Here is a 20,285-nt window from a genome sequence, read left to right on the forward strand (position 1 = left end):
AAAGCCCAATCCGGGCTTTTTAATTTGGCAAACTAATATCATACTCCATTCGCTTCGCTGTGTCCTCCGCAACATGCATACCTAACAAGTTTTTCACAATATGAAATGCCATATTAATTCCAGCTGAAATTCCGGCAGATGTTATAATATGTCCTTCATCTACAAAATTTACATTTTCTATAACTTCAACATTTTGAAACTCATTTTTAAACTTTTCAATACTAGCCCAATGTGTTGTTGCTTTTAAACCTTCCAGTAAACCTGCTTTCGCCAGTAATAGCGCTCCTGTACAAACTGAAGTCATCAGCTTTACTTCTTTCATTTGTTGGCGAATCCATTTTATTACTATTTCATTTTTTATTTCATATTCTCTAGCACCTAGCCCACCCGGAATTATTAAAATATCCACTGGTGGTAAATTTTCAATACTATAATCTGGCTGTACCTTCAATCCGTTCCTTGCTGTAATCATTTCCCCATTCTCGCTAACGGTATAAACAGTAAATGGTTTTTCTTCATTCACCTCAGTTACAGAAAAAACTTCAAATGGCCCTGCAAAGTCTAACACTTCTACTTCATTAAATAAAAATATACCAACACTCCATTTATTCATCATAAGTTCACTTCCTGTTTCAAATGATGTAATAGATGATCATATCCTTTTTCTAATGCAATATCATACGCTGTTTTCCCATCATATTTCTTTATCATCTTATTAGCTCCATTTTTAAGGAGTAACATAATTATTTCTTCATTTCCTAATAATGCCGCTTCGTGAAGTCCTGTCCAGCCACCACTTTGCATAATATTTACATCTGATCCTTTTTCAATTAAGAAAGCAACAAGTTCACTTTGCTTATTCGCAATTGCTGCTTGCAAAGGCGTATTTTCATTTTCGTTTTTCGCTCTACTATGTATATCTGCACCGCTTTCTAAAAGAAAACTCGCTATTTCTTTCTGTCCAAAATAAGCTGCTAAATGAAGTGGTGTCCATCCATCTTCACTACATTCGTTAACAATACTTGGACTCGCCTTTATAAACTCCACTACTTTTTCCTTATGACCACTTAAAACAGCTTGTGCTATTGATTGTAAATGCTCCATAATAATCTCCTATCCTTCAAAATATTTAAGCATCCCCTTCTACATGTTCTATTAATTATTACATTTTCCTTTTAAAAACTTAAGTTTACATAATAATATTATAAAACACTTTTGTACTAAATGTTGAATAGCAATAATGTTAAAAATAATACCTTTAAACAATAAAGACTATGATTTCATTAGAGTTACTGAAAAAAGCAATTAAAAAAACTATACACATAGTTTTCATCATATTCGTTCAGTTACATGAACTATAACAGGTAATGTTTATTCTGCTATTCATGCTTTCAACATATCAAATAATATTATTCCAATAAAAAAACAATCCATTTTTAAAATGGATTGTTTTTTTATTTCTGTTTTATGCGGTTTATTTTATTTTAGTATTTTCAATGACGAAATAATTACACTTACAAAAATGAAATACTACTATCTTAGCCCCTCTTATAGTAAGTTTTTCGTTTGAAAACCAAAAACACATTTTCGCCTTACGATTAAAAAACATATGTAAAAATCTCTAAAACAGCTGCCTTATCATACTAATCTATAGCAATTCTGTCTTCTTCCCTTACCTGTTTCCTTTAACACATACGATTTTAAAACAAGCGCCGTTAATGAATCTGTTAATGTTTTATATGATAAATTCGATAATGCCAATAGATCGTTCGTATATAACATTCTATGCTTCTCTAATAATAATAGTACTAATCGTTCAGACGGTTTTAATGCCTCATCACTTTCTAGTATAAAGTCTATATTTTTCATTTCTCTAATTACTACTCCTTATATAAAAAATACTTTAGGTGCTAATTTAATATAAAAATAATACATAACAAAATTTGAAATATATTAAAATAACATTGTTTTAAAACACTATTATACTATAACATATAATTCTTCAAAAACTACATTAAAAACGGTTAGTCATTCTCTAAATATGAATGACTAACCGTCTTCCAGCTTCTTCTCAATTAACATGTTTTACCTTAAATATTTCTTGCAATATGCGGCTTACTGTAATGACTTGTTCCACCGCCACCTACAACTACTTTACCGCCTTTTTCGAAAATTAATAATTTACTTGAACCATCTGCAAGAAGTACTATTACTTCAGCATTATTACTTGTTGCTATATAAATTACATAACCACTCTTTGATATACAAGTTTCCCAATTCGCATCAAATTCTGATCTTACTACACGATTTGAATACACTTGATTTTCAATTCTACCTTGTTCTTCGTTTTCCAAATTTATTCTCCCCTCTTCCCTGAATAGTTATATATATTAAAATAGCAGTCCTGTTTAAAATAGTGACCGATTTTAACATAAATAGTATATGTAGTTAGTAGGAGAATGCTTGGACAATGGAAACAAGACAGTCGATTTTGTATTGACTGCCTTGTTTCCATAGATAGTTCTCTATTTTTCGTTTCGCAGAGCTTCAAAAGTAATCATTTGCTTTGCATTTGACGGTTCTTTTTCATAAACATATTCAGCAGAGCAAGTAATGTTAGAGAAACCTATACTTTCTAAAAGGAGTTTAAACTCTACTATTCCATACCAGCGCAGCGCAAAACGTTGTAACTCTGTTTGTACTAGCTGTCCTTTACTCCACTTTTCATATTTCAAATATGATACAGTAACTTGGTTCAGCCAATCTATTTCAATTGATTTATTTTCTAATGTGATTCCGTCTCCACTCGGCAAAGAAAAAGTCGATGTATGAATTTCCCCAGTCTTCCAGTCATGCGGAAGCATAATATCTACGATTAATCGTCCGCCTGGATTAAGATGTTCATAAAAACATTTCAATGCGTTTATAGAATCCACACGATTTTCAATTAAACAAAAAGATCCAGTAGGAATGATAATTGCCTCATATTTATGCGGAATTGAAAATTGTTGCAAGCTTCCTTCATACAAATTAGGATGTAAGCCTCTCTCTTTACACCGCTTACGGCAAGAATCAAGCATTTCAGGTGAATAATCTATCCCATCCACTTTAAAACCAGCCTCTAGAAGCGGAATGATGACACGCCCTGAACCTACTGCAGCTTCGAGAATTCTACCTCTACAATCTTTTAAACGTTCTTTGTAATACTCAATATCACCATTTAAAGAATAACCGACTGGTTTTGTGTAATCATACAGTTCCGTACAAAGTGTACTATAAAAACTAAACATTTATTTTCTCCTCCGTTTTTACGTACGGAAGATTCCAATTCAACTAATCTTCCTGTACCTCTAAATTTAATGCGCTTTCGAAAGAGCTGACTGTCATAATATATCACTCACTTTCCATAGAATATAATGATATTGTATTACATAACCTTCCAATTTGAAATATAAAATTAAAAATTCAGACTACAAAACAAAAAGCTTACTTTAGTAAGCTCTTTGGAAAAAATATTTATTTCACAATCGGCAATGTCACTTCACTTAATTTCACTGTAAGTTTCGTGCCCGCTTTCGGTCTAATTGTATAATCATAGTCGCTAGCAATTAAAACGACCCCTATTTGATGTCCAGCTTTAAAGACATAATCATCTGGCTGCATGTCCCATATAAATGTATAATCTTTGCCCGGTTGAATCGCTGTTGAATCTTCTATATTATTCAAGTTTTGTGGATCCATCCAGCCCCTCGTTACGATTTCCGGCTTCGTTCCTCCATAGTCAACAAGTAATGCTGTTAAATTTGATACAGATCGATCAATATTTCCTGTAATTGAAATCTTTGGTGTACCACTTATGCGTGTATCTTTTTGCAGTACAGGCATTGTATATACTAATCGATTGGCTACTTCTAATTCTGGGTTTGCTACTAATTGATTTGATTTCATTTGTGCATCATCTAAGAATGAGAAAACTTTATTAGCCGATCCCATACTTAGTGGAAAATTGACTGATTTATTACTTAAATACATACGGATTTTTGAAGGTACAGCCGCTGGATCTGGCCAATTTTTTATCTTTTGCCACGATTTATTTTCTCTTTGCACATCAACCATTGGTTCATCCATAATTCCATTTTCAATTCCGTACAACCAATAATCTAACCATTTATTTTGTGTTTGCTGCCAGTTATTACTTGATGTCCCACCATGACCACCTTGGTGTAGCCACATTTTACGAGGTACATGATTTTCTCCGAGTGCATCCCACCATTGCGCGAACTGCTTCGTCTTAACATTCCAATCATTTAAACCATGAACAACAAATACGCTTGCTTTTACATTTTTAGCATCTTTTACATAATTGCGTTTATCCCAAAAATCATTATAATTACCTGTTTTTCGGTCTTGTCCAGCCGTTAACTCTTTTATAACTTGTCCGCAAACTTCAGGATTTTCCCTTGTCAGTACTGCTTCTGCCATATTATCTGTATCTTCTCCTTGATATCCGCCTGGCGCAATTACTGCACCATTTGCACGATAATAATCATACCAACTACTAATTGCTGCGATTGGAATAATTGTTTTTAAACCTTCAACTCCAGTAGTCGCAACAGCATTTGGTAGTGTACCATTATAAGAAACTCCAGTCATACCTACATTTCCTGTAGACCAATTTGCCTGAACTTCCTCACCCTGTTCTGTAAATGCTTTCGCGCGACCGTTTACCCAATCAATAACAGACTTTGTACCGAGTATTTCTTGTTCATCTCCAGTTGTAGGGCATCCATCTGATTTTCCAGTACCGATACTTTCGCCTAGAATAACTGCATAACCTCTTGGCACGTAATAGTTCCCATACGAACCAAGATTAACCGCTCCATACGGTTTTCCTTCATACGCATACAATTCTTCATCTACATTATATACAGGAACATCTTTTAATCCAGATCGATATGGACTCATTTCATAAATAACAGGAACCTTCACATTCGAATCTGTCTTTGGACGCATAACTTTTATCGATACTCTGTCTTTCTTACCGTCGCGATCACTATCAACTTCTGTCTCTACATATAAATTTTCGATAATAGCTTCATCGAGAGAATAAATCGGCTTTGTCATCCCGTTTTCTAATTCAATTTTCGTATTTTTAGTCTCTTCTTTCTTCTCTGCATGCACATCCATAGTAAAGCTAGGTATAATTGTTGCAGATAGCATTGCTGACAGTGTAATTGCCATTTTCTTTTTACTCAAAATGTTCCCTCCCCTTATTCGTTCTCTTTTACTATATAACAAAATAACTGAAAATTCAGTTTTATTTTGTTATAATAGTTGAGAAACTCAAAGATTTCTTGTTAAATAAAATTTAATGCAGGTGTGAAAGTATTTTCCCACTCCCAGCTTCTATATAAAGTGAGCCCTCACCAATCGGGCGTTTACGGGCAGCGGGGCCCCCACCTAACTTCTTTGCTTCCGCTGAATTTTGAGTTTTGGGGTCTTACTGCCCGGCAAATAGCCGGAAAAATAGAGAAAAAGACAACCGATATTTCTATCGATTGTCTTACATTCCATTTATTATTTTTCTAACTCTTTAAAGGTATCTTTCAAGTCTTTATCAGATACTTTTATATCTGCATTTTTAAGCAGATCTCTAGTAACTTGTTGATGGAATTGAGGATCTTGTATACGTTGCTGTTCTAATTCTTTACGAATATTCTCTTTCTCTTCCTCATACGGTTTAAGCTCTTTTTTATCCGTTAACTTAATAATATGATATCCGAAAGAAGATTTAACAGGTTCACTCAATTGACCAACTTCTAACTTATATGCAGCATCCTCAAATTCTTTCACCATCATACCTGGTCCAAATTCAGATAGTTCTCCACCTTTTTCTTTAGAACCTGGATCCTCTGAATATTGTTTAGCCAATGCCGCGAAATCTTCGCCACTATTTAATTTTTCTTTAATTTCTTTTGCTGTCTTTTCATCTTTCACTAAAATATGGCTAACTTGAAGCTTTGGCTTATAGTGATCTTTAATATCTTTTTCCGTTACGGTTGCTTTAATAGCTTTTTCAAAAGCGAAAGTAAGCTTTAATTTCTCTTTCAACTGATCTTCATTTTTCACACCATTAGATTCCATATATGTATTAAAATTATCGCCCATCTTGTCTTTTAATTCTTTCAGTTGTTTCGTTACCTCTTCATCCGTAACTTTATATTTATCATTTAATACTTTCTCTACTACCATTTCAGATAAATTCTGTTTACCATAGTTTTCTTTTAATTTTTTGTTAAAATCACTTTCTGAAATGCTTCCTGATTTTGTAGTTACAATATTATCTGATGAACCACATGCAGATAAAGATAACGTCATCCCCATTAAAATGCTACCAATTACTAATTTCTTTCTTTTCAAATCCGAATACCTCACTTCATTAAATTCAAATGTAACTATGTAAATATAACGTTTCCCTGTGAACTTCACGTGAATTTAATGAAAGTAGAACATTTGCTAATTCTCCATTTAATACATCAATTTTGAAAATTATGGTGATTCATCCTGTATCGATAACCTCTAAAGCTGCAAAAAGGACTAAATTTTCATTTGTCCTTTTTCACATTTATATAAAATTGAATTTCTCCATTTATAGAGGAAACTCCATATTCAAAACCATGTCTTTCTAAAATACTTTTCACTATCGCTAGTCCTAATCCTGTACCTGATTTTTCTTTACTACGAGAAGATTCTAGTACGTAAAAAGGCTCCCAAATTTTCTCGATATCTTTAATTTTATCCGTATGAATGCCATTTTTTATTTGAAAATATATACTTTTATTTCTATCTTCTAAAGTAATTATTATGCTTTGATTTGCGGTATATTTTATTGCATTAGAAATTAAATTTTGAAATACCATTCTCATTTTATTTAAATCTGCATAAACGATTGTATCACCCGTATTACAGTTTACTTGTAAGTCAATTGCTTTCGAATCCAGGTCAATCTGATGCTTATCTAATATACTCTGGACCAGTGGTTCAATGGGGAATTCTTCTTTTTGTAAAATATCTCTTTCTAGTTTAGAAAATCGTAATAGTTCTTCAATTAAGTTTGATATTTGATCTGTTTGTTTAATAATTGTATCTACGTAAGTCCCATCATCTAATCCATCTTTAATCCCCATAGAGTATGCTTTTACTAATGCGATCGGTGTCTTTAATTCATGCGTTACATCACCCATAAATCGTTTTAAATGTTCATTACGATTAGTTAAGTCTTGATGTGCTTCATGTAGTTTTTCACTCATGATATTAATACTATTGGCCAACTCTCCTATTTCATCATTCGTTTTCACTTTCGTTCTTTTAAACTGCAAATGTGAAATATCCTGAGCCACATCACTTAGCTCCTTCAGTGGCGTCGTTATTATTTTTGAAAGTATCCACACAAGTAAAATAATAAGAAGGAGCGAGAAACATACGATGTATAAGTAAAATGTATTTAACGTATTTATAATTTCATTTGAATTCGCAATGGAAGTCCCAATTAAAATTATCGTATCATCTTTCGCAATATATTTAGCAAAAAAACTCGCTTTTACCTTTCCTTGATCGTACAGTTTATTCGATTGCCCTTCCGTCTTCACTTTCATAACTTCGTCTTTCGTAATCCAAAGCTTATTTAAAGTTACTTTCTTTTTCGTAAGTTGCATGCGTAACGCTTCGTTCATAGCATCTTCTGACTGATTAATTGGCGTATACGCAATTGTAACGTTATTTTCACTTTCAATTGTATGAATAACATCCTCTATATTTTCCACTGTTGTATTTTGTATTTGTGTTGTAAATTTATTTAAGTTTTCACGTGTTTTATAAATATTATAGTTCGGTAAGAGATTGTTAATGAATAATAATGAAATCATAAAGATGAGAATAACAGTTGCAGAAATACTTAAAAATAACTTTTTCCCAAGTTTATTCACTTTGTTCCTCCAAACTATAGCCCAGCCCGCGATGCGTCTTAATAATATTTTCTCCAATTTTTTTACGCAGCCTTCTTACATGTGTATCAACCGTTCTCTCTTCTCCAAAATAGTCAAATCCCCATACAATATCTAGCAATTTTTTACGAGTTAAAATCGTTCCTTTATGATTTAAAAAGCATTTTATTAATTCGAGCTCTGTTTTTGTAATTTCTAACTCTATATCATTTTTATATACTTTATTTTTGGCGAAATTTATTTTTACATCTTGTACTTGAATAATATCATCATGCTGAATAAGTTTTTTCGCTCGCGTAATTAGTACTCCTGGATGAAATGGTTTTTTCACGTACTCATCTGCCCCGCTTTGAAGTGCTGCTAATTCATCTTCACTTTCACTTTTCGCCGTAAGCATTAATACTTTTACGCTTGAATTCTTTTTTATTTCCTGACAGACAGTAATACCACTATGTTTTGGCATCATCCAATCCAAAATAGCTAAATCAATTTTTTCATCATAAAATATTTGAAGTGCTTCCTCTCCGTCTTTTGCTAATAAAACTTCGAAGCCTTCTTTTTCAAAATAAGCTTTTAAAATTCTTAACATATCTTGTTCGTCATCTGCAATTAAAACTTTCATATTTTTTCCTCCATTGCTTTTAAACAAAAACCAATTGTATCATACAACATCTTTGTTACATGAATGTGACAGAAAAATATTTAAAGCTTTTGAGGGGATAGTAATGGTGAGGTGTTGTATTATGATAAAAAAAATCGGGGTCATTTCTCTTCTTTTATTTCTATTATCAACAAATGCATTAGCAAATACAAATCAACAAATTGAAGTGTTTGATTGTCAAAAAGAAATGGTCATTCAAAAACAATCTTTAGATCCAATAGTCCAAAAAGAAGCAGTTCAATACGCTAAAGCAATTACTGGTCCATTTAAAAACTTAAATGTCGTTCCAAAAGATGGCTATATGATAAAAATCCCATTATCTAAGCCGGTTTCTATTACTAATCAATGGTTACACACTACAATAGACGAAGTACTTATACTGCTCCCACTAAATGAAAAGCCTTATATTATGCTTTATGATGATGAAAATAATCCGCATTTTTATTATGTAAAAGGTAAACCAGGATTATTATTGAAACAAATGAACGTTAAAACGTAATTGACTGAAAAGGAGTCACCTTATAAGCTAAATTTTAAAAGCTAAGGTGCTCTTTTTTATAATAACAATTCAGTAAATGAAATTATAAAAGTTGGTTTTTAATATAAGGATCGCAACTTCATATATCAGCGATTTTTAAGATATATCGATTTACCAACAAAAAACCTGTCCGTCTATTCTTTTGGTAGCTACCTCGATAATACTTTGTAGTGACTAGACCCCTTATATAATCCCTCTTTTACAAATCCATTTGCAGTATAAAACGCATCTCCTTGCTTCGTGTCAGCATGTAATACAATCACTTCAAAATACTTTTCCGCATGACATAATAGTTGGTTCAATAATAAGTTCCCTAACCCTATACGCCGAAAATCCTTTGAAATATAAAATCTCCTTAACCGCCCAATCTTATTGTCTTTTGTGTACGGATCCTCATTTAAACCTCCAACTCCAATTAACATATCACCTTGAAAAATACCATATAAACATTCTCCAGTTTTATTGAATGTATTTATTTCGTTTTTATATTCACTTATTAGCCTTATAAGGAAATTAAAACCTTCTTCTTCACTGTCTTGAACGAGATGACTGAATTCATATCCCATTAAATTTTCTATTTGTTGAATATGTATATCTTTCAAGTCCATTCCCCCTAAGTACGAAAATATATAAAATGCTCGAGAATCATTTATTCTGAGCATTTTTATGGTTGTTACTTTATTTAATTCATAGCGTGCGTATTCTTCACTTCATATCTAAACCGATAATACAGTTGATTAATTTTATTATGAAAATATAAGAGCCTTGCTACAATCTAGTGTGTGATAAGGCTCTTTAAAATTGTTTAATTCTTATTGAATTAAAGCATGTGTTTGTTTAAGTGTATACATTCACCATTTATAAATTCTCTCAAATATACAATAAGTTTATATATTTCTCATTCTTCTCTAACAGGTTCAAAATAAATTGTAATTTGTTAATCGATATGTTTGTGTAACCACTGTTCAAATATCTTTAACTGTTCTTCAGTATGAAAGTAATGTTCACCCGTCTCCATAACTTCTAATTCACAACGATGTTTTTTTGTAAAATAGTTAATAGTTTCAAATTCGCACAGTTCATCCTTGGCTCCGTACATAATATATGTATCTATATTCCATATATTAATAGGATGTTCTTTTACATAGCATAAATAATCCCAATATAACTTTTGACCAATAGGTGTCTCTATAGTCATTTCTTTTTGCAAAAGCTCTGGTGTTACATTAAACCATTTCATCATATTTTCGATAATTCTTTCCATATTAACTACTGGTGATAAAAATAATGCCTTTTCTACCACATCATTTTGATAAGCTAAAAGGCTAAAATACGCTCCCATACTACATGCAAACACGTTTATTTCTTTCCAATTTTCTTTTGCATAATTCATAATTATAGATAATTCACTAACACAAATCTGTATTTTGCAAGGAGTGTTATCATTTTTTCTTTCTCCATGCTCAGGTAAATCAAAGCTTAATACTTGATAACCTTTTCGATTGGCTTCTTCTGCTAATATTTGAATAACTGCATCTTCCTTATTTGACATATTTCCATGTACTACAATAAAAATTTTTTCACTCTTATCTCCCCACAAGACCGCGGGAATATTACTAATTTTAAAATTATTTTTAAACATATTCCCTCCATAAAATAAGACATATAGGACTTGGAAAAAATGCACACACTTTATTTATCTCTGTACAGCAGGCAATATTCCCTTCAACCCCATTAAACCATCTATTACTATATCAGCCTGAGCAAGTTCATCTTCTTGCGCAAAATCAAAATTGCACCCAATTGCAAGTAAACCGTTGTCTTTCGCTGCATTTATATCAGATAGCCGGTCACCAACTACGGCTGCCTCTTTTATATCATATTTGTTCATAATACTTTTAACTAAGTCACCTTTATTTAGCGATTGTATTTGTTCAATACTAAACGTTTCAGTCACCCACTTGTCTAAAGCATAATAAGTTACGATTGCTCGTAAATATTCTTTCAAACCATTACTAGCAATGTAAATGGAACAATTATTTTCTTTTATATATGTAAATATTTCTTTTACATTTGGATATAAAGCACCTTTTCCGCTTTTTATATTTTCAATAAGTCTATCTAAAAAATATGCATCTGTTTGTTCTCTTACTTCAATAGAATGGTTCGGTAATAAAGCTTCCCAAACTTTCGGTAACGGCACACCCATAATTTCTCTATATTTATCAATTGGTGTTACTGTATCCCATAATTGTAGTGATCTTAAGTGATCAAAAGTATCATCTAACGATAATTCTAAAATTTTATCTGTTTGAAATAATGTTCCGTCCATATCAAAAATTAATGCTTGTAACATCTCATTCTCTCCTTTTGAACTATAGTACAGTTTTACTCGTTATATTTTTAAGCATCTCAATAATAATTTCTGAGCAATAATTCGCAGCAGTTTGCGCGAAGTCATCATAAGAAATTTGAGCTTCATCATCTGCGCTGTCAGAAATACATCTTATAATGAGAAACGGTATATCATTTATATAGGCAACATGTCCAATTGCTGCCCCTTCCATTTCTGTACAATGAGGTGCGTATTCGTCTATTAATTTCGCCTTTAACTTTGAATCTTCAACAAAACATTCACCGCTGACAATTCTTCCTTCATGAACTGCAATCTGTAAACTACTACTAATACAAGCTTTACGTGCTAACTCTACCAATTCCTTACTTGCAATAAATTCCTCTTGGAACGGAAATAAGTTTTTCATTTGAGTTTTACTTACATCATGATGAGTAACATTCGTTGAAATAACTATATCGCCGACTTTTACATCTGAATGTAATCCGCCAGCAACGCCCGTATTAATGATAGAGTCTACATCAAATTTATGAATTAATGTTTGCGCGCATGCAGCTGCATTTACTTTCCCTACACCAGAACGTGTAATAATTACTTCTATTCCCATGAATTCTCCAATATAAAAAGGCATTCCCGCTATTGTCTGTTCCTCTTGTATAACTAGTTTTTCTAAAAGTAAATCTATTTCAATTTGCATTGCTCCAATAATGCCGATTCTGTTCATGTATGTAGTCTCCTCTTTATTTATAAGTCGGCCAATATATTATGTAATACACCATAATTTTCAGCTATCCAATTCATTTCATCTGCAAAGCGTGAAGGTGGTACACTATGCTGATCCATATTGGCATGGATCCACCAAGTACTCTCCATGTACCAAAGCATTTGAATTGCCTGAACAATATTCCCTACTGGAAAGTCTACTTCATTGCGGTACCCTTCTAAAAATGATGCAACAAGACTCTTATTTAATACTCCGTCACTTAATGCGCACGATATAACTACACGGCCAATATCTAACTCTACATAATCGTAATCCATGCGATCAAAATCAAGAATCGCTGATACTTTATCATTAAGAAACAAGAAATTATCTACCCATAAATCACGGTGCACCCATCCCCGTTGGCTATTATGAAATTGTTCTGTATTTACCAATTGTGTTGCTTCTTGCTGTAATTTTATATAAGAGAGAATGTGCTCTTTTCCTAGCTTCTCTACTTCTCTCATTTTTTCTTCCCAATGTTTCAATCTCGCCTCTTTAGTAGGTGGAACAAATTTAGGATTTTCTCCTTTTATTAAAGAGCCATCATTTAACAAGTTATGCATATAACCTATCGTCTGACCAAGAGAGTGAATTTCCTTTTGATTCACTTTTCCTGGTGAAACTAAGCTACCTTCCTTATGTTCTAATACTATAAATCTTTCATCACTTTTTGATATATGCATTACATTATTTTTATAAATTAATACCCTTGGACAACTTACACCATTATTATGTAATCTTTGCTGTTGTTGTAATGCTTGTATTAAAAGGTCTGAGTTATACATTTTGTACCGTTCTTGATTATATTGCTTTAATACAAAATCCCCTGCATCCGTTTCGAGTTTCCACTTCAAATTTAGCCAACCACGATGAATAGGTATTGCATTTCGAATTTTAAATTCAAATAAAGTTTCACATTCTACTTTCAGCTCTTGAAAAATCATTGTAGCTTTTTCATTAGATAACGGCTCTATCATCTTACTTATCCTTTCTTAGCTTGGCATTCCTTTCACTCTCTCTAACATAACCGACAATAAAAATTTCGGAAGTACAAGTTGCCTCTTCAATCTTTTCGGCTGTGAGAGTAACCTATACAGCCATTCAGTTCCAGTATCCCTCATCATTTTCGGTGCTCTTTTTACAGTACCAGATATTATATCAATCATGCCTCCGATACCAATAGATAGCGGAACGTTTAATGTTTGTATGTTTTCATAGATGAACTCTTCTTGTTTTGGTGAACCTAGTCCTACGAGTAGTAAATGCGGCTTGAATTGCTTAATTTTTATTTTTATTTTTTCTATTTCTTCACCATTTACAAATCCATGCTGTCCTTTAAACTGTGCTCCTGGGAACTGCTCATTTAATTTTTCTAATGCCTTTTTATTACTTTCTGGAGCGGCTCCAAAAAGAAAGACACGATATTCATTGTCGTTACAATATTTTATTAAATCGTGAGTTAAATCCGCCCCAGTAACACGTTCTTTCAAAGTTCCTTTTAATATTTTCGAGCCAATTATGACACCAATCCCGTCCGCTGTTATTAAATCCGTAGATAGTAACATCTTTTTAAACTGCTTTGATTTTTCCGTATTTTCCTTTGCAGACATAACAATTTCAGGATTTGCAGTTACTACAAACCTTGGTTTCTCTTGTTGTTCATGTATCCAACCTTTTAATAAACTTATAGCTTTTGCATATTCTAAAGTTGAAAAAGGTATACCTTTTATAAACTGTTGATCCACTATACTCTCCCCTTACATAAGCTGCAAATATTCATCAATATCTTTAGAAATTTGAATAAAAGCCTTATTCCAAAATTCATAATTTCTTATATCTATTTCAAAATATTTTTTCATAAGCTCCTCTACTGGAGCCTTTCCTGTTTCTCTTAAAAACTCTTTATATTTCGGATGAAAAGTACTTTTACTTTCTTGAGCTATTTCTAATAAACTAAAACTTACTAAATATCCAAATGTGTATGGATAATTGTAAAAAGGAACATCTGCTATATAAAATTGAATATATTTCATCCATACAAACGGCTGGTATTCACTTAAAGCATTTCCATATGCTTCTTTTTGTGCCATTATAGATAATTTCTCAATTTCATCAGCACTTAATGGACCCTCTTTACATTTTTCATAAAATGTTTTTTCAAACTGATACGATGCTCGTATTGCCATTACATAATTAAAACTATTTCTTATTTTCCAGCTAAGCAAAGCCTTTTTCATATCTTTACTATCCGTTGTTTCAATTAGATAATTTAAGAGTACCGTTTCAAAGAAAATAGATGCTGATTCAGCCGTACTCATCGGCAAATAATCATCTAAAAAAGATGTAGATTGTTCAAAACTCATATTATAAAAATGCCAAGCATGTCCTAATTCATGAGCGAGCACTCTTACACTATCTATACTCCCATCATAACGCATTGAAATTCGAGATTCTTTCTCACTGAAAAATGGAGCACAAAACCCACCTGGTGGTTTATTCTCTCCCGGTTCAGCATCTACCCATCCACTTTCTATCGCATTACGTGCAAATTCTGCTAATTCTTCGTCAATATTCTTACATGCATCATAAACGTTTTGTACTGCGACTGAAAAAGGAATAGTAACCTCATTACTTTCCTTTACTGTCATAAGTTCATGCCATGTAATCGAAGCTTTCCCTTTCTTATACACGTTTAAAGCACTTACTAATTTATCAAGGTTTTCTTCTGTCACATTCCACATTTGTAATAATACAGTTTCTGAAATGCCATTCGCATGAAAAGATTGTGTTAAAATCTCTCTATCTTCTATTTCATTACTCTTTATATTACGTAATCTCCCTATTTGATTTAATACAGTAGCAAAGATTTCTTTTTCTTTATTTAATGCATTTGTAAGTAACTCGAATAATTCTAATCTTTCCTTTTCATTATCACTATTCATTGCAATGTTATTTGCTTGTCCAAATGATAATTGTTTGTTATTGTGCGCTATTTCTATCCTATCCCGTAATTGTATGTACATATTTTCCCACGCATTAAGTTCATCTTTTATTAACTTAGTATTATCTGAAGTTTCCACTTCATTATGTTTTATTACTTGCTGTACTTCACTTTTTAGTTCCTTCACTTTCACAGTCAATTTAGTAAGGTCAGATGAAACACTTTCTTCAACCGATTGACAGTACAAATAGTATTCTGCTTTTTCAATAGCTTGTATAAGCTTTGAAAGAATCTCTACATCTTTTGTTACAAAATATTGCTCTTTCAACTCCAAAATCGGAAATAGAATATCCTCATTCAAATACAGTCGATTTAAATCCCATCTAGCAATTTCTTGCATTTTTATAGCCGCCTCCTATTTTTACAAATAGTTACAGATATTTCTCCCTACACAATTATATATGAAATGAAAAAATTTAGATATCATTAAATATTCAGATTCCTATAAATACATTCTTATTTATACTCTTTTCTTCTACCATTAAGTATCATTCCACATATAAAAATACTCCCTCTACAAGATTGCATTTGATATAGGAAAACTTCAAAGATTTTATCTTCATCAATACCATATCGACCGATTATCACCGATTAAAAAATAAAAAAGGATTGATCAAAAGATCAATCCTTTACTCTACTTCATTTAAGAAAAATAACGTTATAACGCCAGGACCTGTATGTGCTCCGATTGCTGCACCAATTGTATTTACGATAAATACTTCACAGCCAAATCTTTCCGTAATTAATGCTTTTAATGCTTCAGCTGTTTCTAAATCGTCACCGTGAGTCATACCGATTGTTTGACCTTTAAGGTCTTTACCACGCTCTTCCATAATATCAACAATACGGCTTAATACTTTCTTTTTCCCTCGTACCTTTTCAAGTGGTACAAGTTTTCCTTCTTCCACGTTTAAGATCGGCTTAATGTTTAGTAAACCACCGATAAAACCAGCTACTTTACTTAAACGTCCACCTCTAACAAGGTACTGTAAGTCAGCTACAGTGAAGATGTGCTCCATATGGTTCATTAGAAAAGCGACACGGTTTAAAATCTCTTCTTTTGATGCGCCGTCTTTTGCCATTTTAGCAGCTTCTAAAACGACAAGACCTTGACCAAGCGAAGCACATTTCGTATCAATAATTTCTAAATCTAAATCTGCATATGTTTCTTTTACTTCCTCTTTAATGACAACTGATGATTGATATGTACCAGACAGTTCAGATGAAAAAGCTAAATATATACAAGGATTACCTTCTTTTGCATAAGAAACAAATTTTTCTTGGAAAGTTTCAAGTGAAGGCAATGACGTTCTATAAACAGCGCCTTCTCTCATTTTTTGCAATAATGTAACTGACTCTAATGTTACTCCATCTAAATACTCTGTTTCTGCTTCATCATATACACGGAGTGGAATTAAATCAATATCATATGCTTGCAGCAATTCTACTGGTAAATCCGCCGCACTATCCGTAATGATTTTAACACCCATTTTTAAACCTCTATTCTGTTATAAATATAAAATAATAAAATAAAAATAGTACTTTTAAATTATATACGTAAAACTTAAATGAAGAAAGGAAAACACTTTATATTGTATGCACTATTCTTCAAAACTTGAACTATTAATGAAAATTATGCGATTCCAACTACTTTTTTCCTAAAATTATTTTCTATATAATGAAAATAGCGCAAGTTGGCCAAAGGAGGATGCACATGAGTATTCAACTAGCTACATCTAATGATTTAGAATGGATTAATAGTCAATATGAATCGATAGGATTTGTACGAAGTGATTTAAAGAGAGAGAAAGTTGCAATTATTACATATAACAATGAGTATGCAGGTGTTGGACGATTAGTCCAAATAGATGCAGATACTTTAGAAATGGGTGGAATTTTTATTCTGCCTCAATTTAGAGGGCTACAATTAGCTGGTGAGCTTGTTTCATTTTTAGTAGAAACTGCGAGAAAATCACAAATACAAGATGTATATTGTCTTCCTTTTGAGGAATTAGAAAACTTTTATAAGAAATATGGCTATACTGAAGTCGATACTACGAAAGAAGCAGTCCATCCAATTATTCTAAAAAAATATAATTGGTGTTTGGCGAACTACGAAAAACACGTTCTACTATTTAAATTGTAAATGTAATAAAGCGAAACTTTAATCAGTGGGGGTTTTACTGCCCGTTAATGCGGGATAACAAAGTATATTCTCAATCGTTTTTCTATCAGTACTCCTAATCGGAGCCTAAGGATTAATTAAAGATATTTTATCTCTCCTTTTATAAATGGCTGATTAAAACTTAATGTTCTGTCAATACTATAGGTAACATGATTGTATTTCTCCATTCTCCCTTGGAGAGGAGCAGTAAGCTTTTGCTAGCTGCTCTTTTATTTTTTCAAAAAGTCACATAAATATCTTTAATTCCAAACATTCAAAAGATAAAATGTGATAAGATTGTTATGAAGATATTTACCAACTAATAAATGCGCCCTAGACTTACGTACTAGGGCGCATTTATTTTTTAGTATGTAATTCCTTCACTCATCTATTATCCACAAAATAAGTATCATACGCTTTATCAAAAACATATCCTAACTTTTCTGCTAGGTTAGCAGATGTAGTATTCGCTGCGTCCCAGTTTGGATACTTTCCATTTTCTAAGCAATCCAATATAAGAGCTGCACTAACTACAGTTGCCAAACCTTTTCTTCTATGATTATGATCAGTCGCAACTTCAATTTCAATGCCATCATTATAAATACTATACGAGGATGCACCGCATACAACTTCTCCGTTATATAAAATGCTATAACCTATACCACGGTTTATATAATCTTCTACCGACTGAAATTGACTTGTAAAATCTTCGGAGATCTTATGTAATGTAGGGCTATTTGCGATATGCTTATCTATTCTTTTTAACTCATATCCTTTTGGAAGTGTTGATATAAAAGATTGTAATTTTGAACGATTAAAAACTTCTAGATTTCGTTTGAATTTATAACGTAAAAACTTATCTATTTTTCTTTCATGGAATGTTTCTAGGCGTTGTTTCCACTCTTCACTATTTACGATAACTAAAATTCTTTCTGGAATATTACGTAATAACTCTTCTGTTTCTTGCACGTTTGGGTCTCCAGCGTAAAATGTGAAAATTCCTACCGTAACTTGTGCTACTGTTGGATTTTCAAGATCATTTACCCAAGCAGTACCCATATGCCCTTGTAAATAAGAAAGTAAAACAACGTTATTGAAATCATTAAACATAGAAACTAGTTTTTTTCTTGTATGTATATTCGCTTCATATATCATTTACATTCCCGCCTTCTTTAGAATCAACTACTCTTAACATTTTCATGAGCGCTCCATAATTCGTATTCATATACATACCCACCTGTTCATCATAAAAGCAATTGACTATTAAATTAAAACTTCGAATATTTATAAAATATCAGTAAACATAAAATGATTATAACATCTACTAACTATAAAATGATCAACATAATTAATTATGTAACAACCCTCAACAATAGTTTGAGGGTGCATTTAAATACATGTATTATAACTCATTTTTATAAATAAAAGATTCCGTCTCACCGTTCTTATATACTTTAGTCAATTTAACAACTGATTTGTACGTGTTAACGTCATCCTCTATCATTTTTTTCATCTCTTCTATTTCGGCATCACCAGTTCCGCCCTCTATTTTTAAACAGTTCGAAATGGAAAGGTATCCGCTTGATGCCAATATAAAAATAAAAATCGTATCAGGAAAATTAATAAATAATAATCCGTAGTTTAAAGAATCTCCAGCTGGATGTGATAAAAGTAATCGAAAACCTACCAGTTCAGGTACTTGAACAAAATCTCTAGAAACTCTCGCTTCACCTACTATAGTAATTTGCTTTACTACATTCCCAAGTTCATCTGTAAATTCAGTACATCTAGGTGGATTAATTGTTGTTGCTTGGAAAGACACATTTAATTCAGGATTGTTAAAATCGAAAAAGATTGTACTCCCCTCTGTTAAACATTGCGGGCAAACATTTCCTAGCAAGCTAAAGTCCTCTTCAATATATTTAACTTTCGATTTGCAACTACAAACTTTTCCTATTCGGATTGCATCAATTTTTGAGCAATCTACAAAAATAACCTCATTGTCTTCTTGTACAAATGATACAATCCCTTTCATCACATTAAACGAAAGAAAATAGGATACAACGATTTCGTTTCCTGCTATTACAATACTTTCAACTTTAGTATACGGTTCTAGACTTTGTAAAAATTCACATATACTATTTTGGCAACATCCACAATCACGTTTCGGCTCACAATCCACTTACACTCCATCCCTTCTCTATATAGAATAACTAATACATATATATGAAAGGAAAACAAAAAAGCTTGGACAATATAACTTTAACGTAGGAATATCGTTACCTATTCATAATATTAGTAAGGGAATTACACCAATAATGAGTAATAACACATAATTTTTACTATAAATACATATAACAATTTCATCTTTCATGAAAAAAACGTTATAATGAAGTGTAGCCTCTACGATTACGTTATAAAGGAGATTAAAACAATGGCTAAAATTAAAGTATACCAAGTAAAAGAAGAAAATATGGAAGCAGTAAAAAACATCATTGATGTTGAGGAACAAAACCCAACTGCTGAAAACTTACAAAATCTATATGCATGTGTATTAGAAACTGAAGATATGGCATTGCCTGAATCATACATTGAAGAAGATATCTTAATCGATTCTATGGAAGTTATGGTTAACGCTTCTCAAAGCAAAGTAAGAGACTTAGGTGCATACGATGTAATCGAAGTTCAAAACAAAGGTAAGAAAACACAAATTTTATTACTTGCAGACGAAGAATACGAAATTATCGAAGGCTAATCTAACACCATACATACGAAAAAGCTCCTTTCCAATTGGAAAGG

At 32.1% G+C, this 20,285-nt stretch carries 22 protein-coding genes; 3 read left to right on the plus strand and 19 right to left on the minus strand.

What is annotated here, in order from left to right; translation table 11 throughout:
- Positions 1–19: 19 nt before the first annotated feature.
- The 9 genes from N2V79_RS13855 to N2V79_RS13895 form a co-directional block, all read right to left on the minus strand.
- Positions 20–616: a DJ-1/PfpI family protein gene (locus tag N2V79_RS13855; protein ID WP_071732093.1), complete on the minus strand. Its 597-nt coding sequence runs from the start codon at positions 614–616 to the stop codon at positions 20–22.
- Entirely contained in the window at positions 613–1,104 is a 492-nt protein-coding gene (locus tag N2V79_RS13860; RefSeq protein ID WP_000400688.1) for an ankyrin repeat domain-containing protein, read from the minus strand. Before N2V79_RS13860 ends, N2V79_RS13855 begins: the two co-directional genes overlap by 4 nt.
- Positions 1,105–1,638: 534 nt before the next feature.
- Complete coding sequence (locus tag N2V79_RS13865; RefSeq protein WP_000789031.1) at positions 1,639–1,869, minus strand: hypothetical protein; 231 nt, start codon at positions 1,867–1,869, stop codon at positions 1,639–1,641.
- Between the two features lie 221 nt (positions 1,870–2,090).
- The gene (locus N2V79_RS13870; RefSeq protein WP_000426646.1) at positions 2,091–2,354 is read right to left on the minus strand and encodes a hypothetical protein; all 264 of its coding nucleotides are present in this window, start codon (positions 2,352–2,354) and stop codon (positions 2,091–2,093) included.
- Between the two features lie 171 nt (positions 2,355–2,525).
- Positions 2,526–3,290, minus strand: coding sequence for a class I SAM-dependent methyltransferase (locus N2V79_RS13875; protein WP_000490904.1), 765 nt, complete (start codon positions 3,288–3,290; stop codon positions 2,526–2,528).
- Between the two features lie 226 nt (positions 3,291–3,516).
- Positions 3,517–5,256, minus strand: a complete 1,740-nt coding sequence (locus N2V79_RS13880; protein WP_063245521.1) for a Xaa-Pro dipeptidyl-peptidase — start codon at positions 5,254–5,256, stop codon at positions 3,517–3,519.
- 321 nt (positions 5,257–5,577) lie between these two features.
- A complete protein-coding gene (locus N2V79_RS13885; protein ID WP_001987511.1) occupies positions 5,578–6,420 on the minus strand; it encodes a peptidylprolyl isomerase PrsA in 843 nt (280 codons plus the stop codon).
- A gap of 185 nt (positions 6,421–6,605) precedes the next feature.
- Positions 6,606–7,985: a sensor histidine kinase gene (locus N2V79_RS13890; protein ID WP_340719968.1), complete on the minus strand. Its 1,380-nt coding sequence runs from the start codon at positions 7,983–7,985 to the stop codon at positions 6,606–6,608.
- On the minus strand, positions 7,978–8,625 hold the full coding sequence (locus tag N2V79_RS13895; RefSeq protein ID WP_000865979.1) for a response regulator transcription factor: 648 nt from the start codon (positions 8,623–8,625) through the stop codon (positions 7,978–7,980). Before N2V79_RS13895 ends, N2V79_RS13890 begins: the two co-directional genes overlap by 8 nt.
- A gap of 121 nt (positions 8,626–8,746) precedes the next feature.
- On the opposite strand from N2V79_RS13895, the gene N2V79_RS13900 reads away from it, so the two are divergent.
- Complete coding sequence (locus tag N2V79_RS13900) at positions 8,747–9,163, plus strand: hypothetical protein (protein ID WP_000591776.1); 417 nt, start codon at positions 8,747–8,749, stop codon at positions 9,161–9,163.
- A gap of 188 nt (positions 9,164–9,351) precedes the next feature.
- Here N2V79_RS13900 and N2V79_RS13905 read toward each other — a convergent pair whose 3' ends face one another.
- The 8 genes from N2V79_RS13905 to N2V79_RS13940 all read right to left on the minus strand — a co-directional run bounded on the left by N2V79_RS13905 (position 9,352) and on the right by N2V79_RS13940 (position 16,812).
- The gene (locus N2V79_RS13905) at positions 9,352–9,804 is read right to left on the minus strand and encodes a GNAT family N-acetyltransferase (protein ID WP_053564206.1); all 453 of its coding nucleotides are present in this window, start codon (positions 9,802–9,804) and stop codon (positions 9,352–9,354) included.
- Between the two features lie 335 nt (positions 9,805–10,139).
- Positions 10,140–10,844, minus strand: coding sequence for an alpha/beta hydrolase (locus N2V79_RS13910; protein WP_340719969.1), 705 nt, complete (start codon positions 10,842–10,844; stop codon positions 10,140–10,142).
- A 54-nt stretch (positions 10,845–10,898) separates the two neighbouring features.
- The gene (locus tag N2V79_RS13915; RefSeq protein WP_340719970.1) at positions 10,899–11,558 is read right to left on the minus strand and encodes an HAD hydrolase-like protein; all 660 of its coding nucleotides are present in this window, start codon (positions 11,556–11,558) and stop codon (positions 10,899–10,901) included.
- 19 nt (positions 11,559–11,577) lie between these two features.
- A complete protein-coding gene (locus N2V79_RS13920; RefSeq protein WP_340719971.1) occupies positions 11,578–12,279 on the minus strand; it encodes a 5'-methylthioadenosine/adenosylhomocysteine nucleosidase in 702 nt (233 codons plus the stop codon).
- A 20-nt stretch (positions 12,280–12,299) separates the two neighbouring features.
- Positions 12,300–13,298, minus strand: a complete 999-nt coding sequence (locus N2V79_RS13925; RefSeq protein WP_053564203.1) for a phosphotransferase — start codon at positions 13,296–13,298, stop codon at positions 12,300–12,302.
- A gap of 15 nt (positions 13,299–13,313) precedes the next feature.
- Positions 13,314–14,066: a WecB/TagA/CpsF family glycosyltransferase gene (locus N2V79_RS13930; RefSeq protein ID WP_340719972.1), complete on the minus strand. Its 753-nt coding sequence runs from the start codon at positions 14,064–14,066 to the stop codon at positions 13,314–13,316.
- Positions 14,067–14,078: 12 nt separating this feature from the next.
- Complete coding sequence (locus N2V79_RS13935; RefSeq protein WP_182812894.1) at positions 14,079–15,662, minus strand: M3 family metallopeptidase; 1,584 nt, start codon at positions 15,660–15,662, stop codon at positions 14,079–14,081.
- Between the two features lie 289 nt (positions 15,663–15,951).
- A complete protein-coding gene (locus tag N2V79_RS13940; RefSeq protein WP_089171258.1) occupies positions 15,952–16,812 on the minus strand; it encodes a DegV family protein in 861 nt (286 codons plus the stop codon).
- Between the two features lie 224 nt (positions 16,813–17,036).
- On the opposite strand from N2V79_RS13940, the gene N2V79_RS13945 reads away from it, so the two are divergent.
- The gene (locus N2V79_RS13945; protein WP_340719973.1) at positions 17,037–17,468 is read left to right on the plus strand and encodes a GNAT family N-acetyltransferase; all 432 of its coding nucleotides are present in this window, start codon (positions 17,037–17,039) and stop codon (positions 17,466–17,468) included.
- A 402-nt stretch (positions 17,469–17,870) separates the two neighbouring features.
- Here the strand turns inward: N2V79_RS13945 and N2V79_RS13950 are convergent, their stop codons facing one another.
- Positions 17,871–18,641 carry a GNAT family N-acetyltransferase gene (locus N2V79_RS13950; RefSeq protein WP_340719974.1) on the minus strand — a complete coding sequence of 257 codons (771 nt, stop codon included), beginning with the start codon at positions 18,639–18,641 and terminating at the stop codon, positions 17,871–17,873.
- Between the two features lie 247 nt (positions 18,642–18,888).
- Complete coding sequence (locus tag N2V79_RS13955) at positions 18,889–19,668, minus strand: BC_2878 family exosporium-associated protein (RefSeq protein ID WP_340719975.1); 780 nt, start codon at positions 19,666–19,668, stop codon at positions 18,889–18,891.
- A 252-nt stretch (positions 19,669–19,920) separates the two neighbouring features.
- Here N2V79_RS13955 and N2V79_RS13960 point away from each other — a divergent pair, with 252 nt between their 5' ends.
- Entirely contained in the window at positions 19,921–20,241 is a 321-nt protein-coding gene (locus N2V79_RS13960; protein ID WP_001062742.1) for a hypothetical protein, read from the plus strand.
- Positions 20,242–20,285: the final 44 nt, after the last annotated feature.

The organism is Bacillus sp. CH_70, assembly GCF_038007045.1.
GTDB classification, from domain to species: domain Bacteria; phylum Bacillota; class Bacilli; order Bacillales; family Bacillaceae_G; genus Bacillus_A; species Bacillus_A cereus.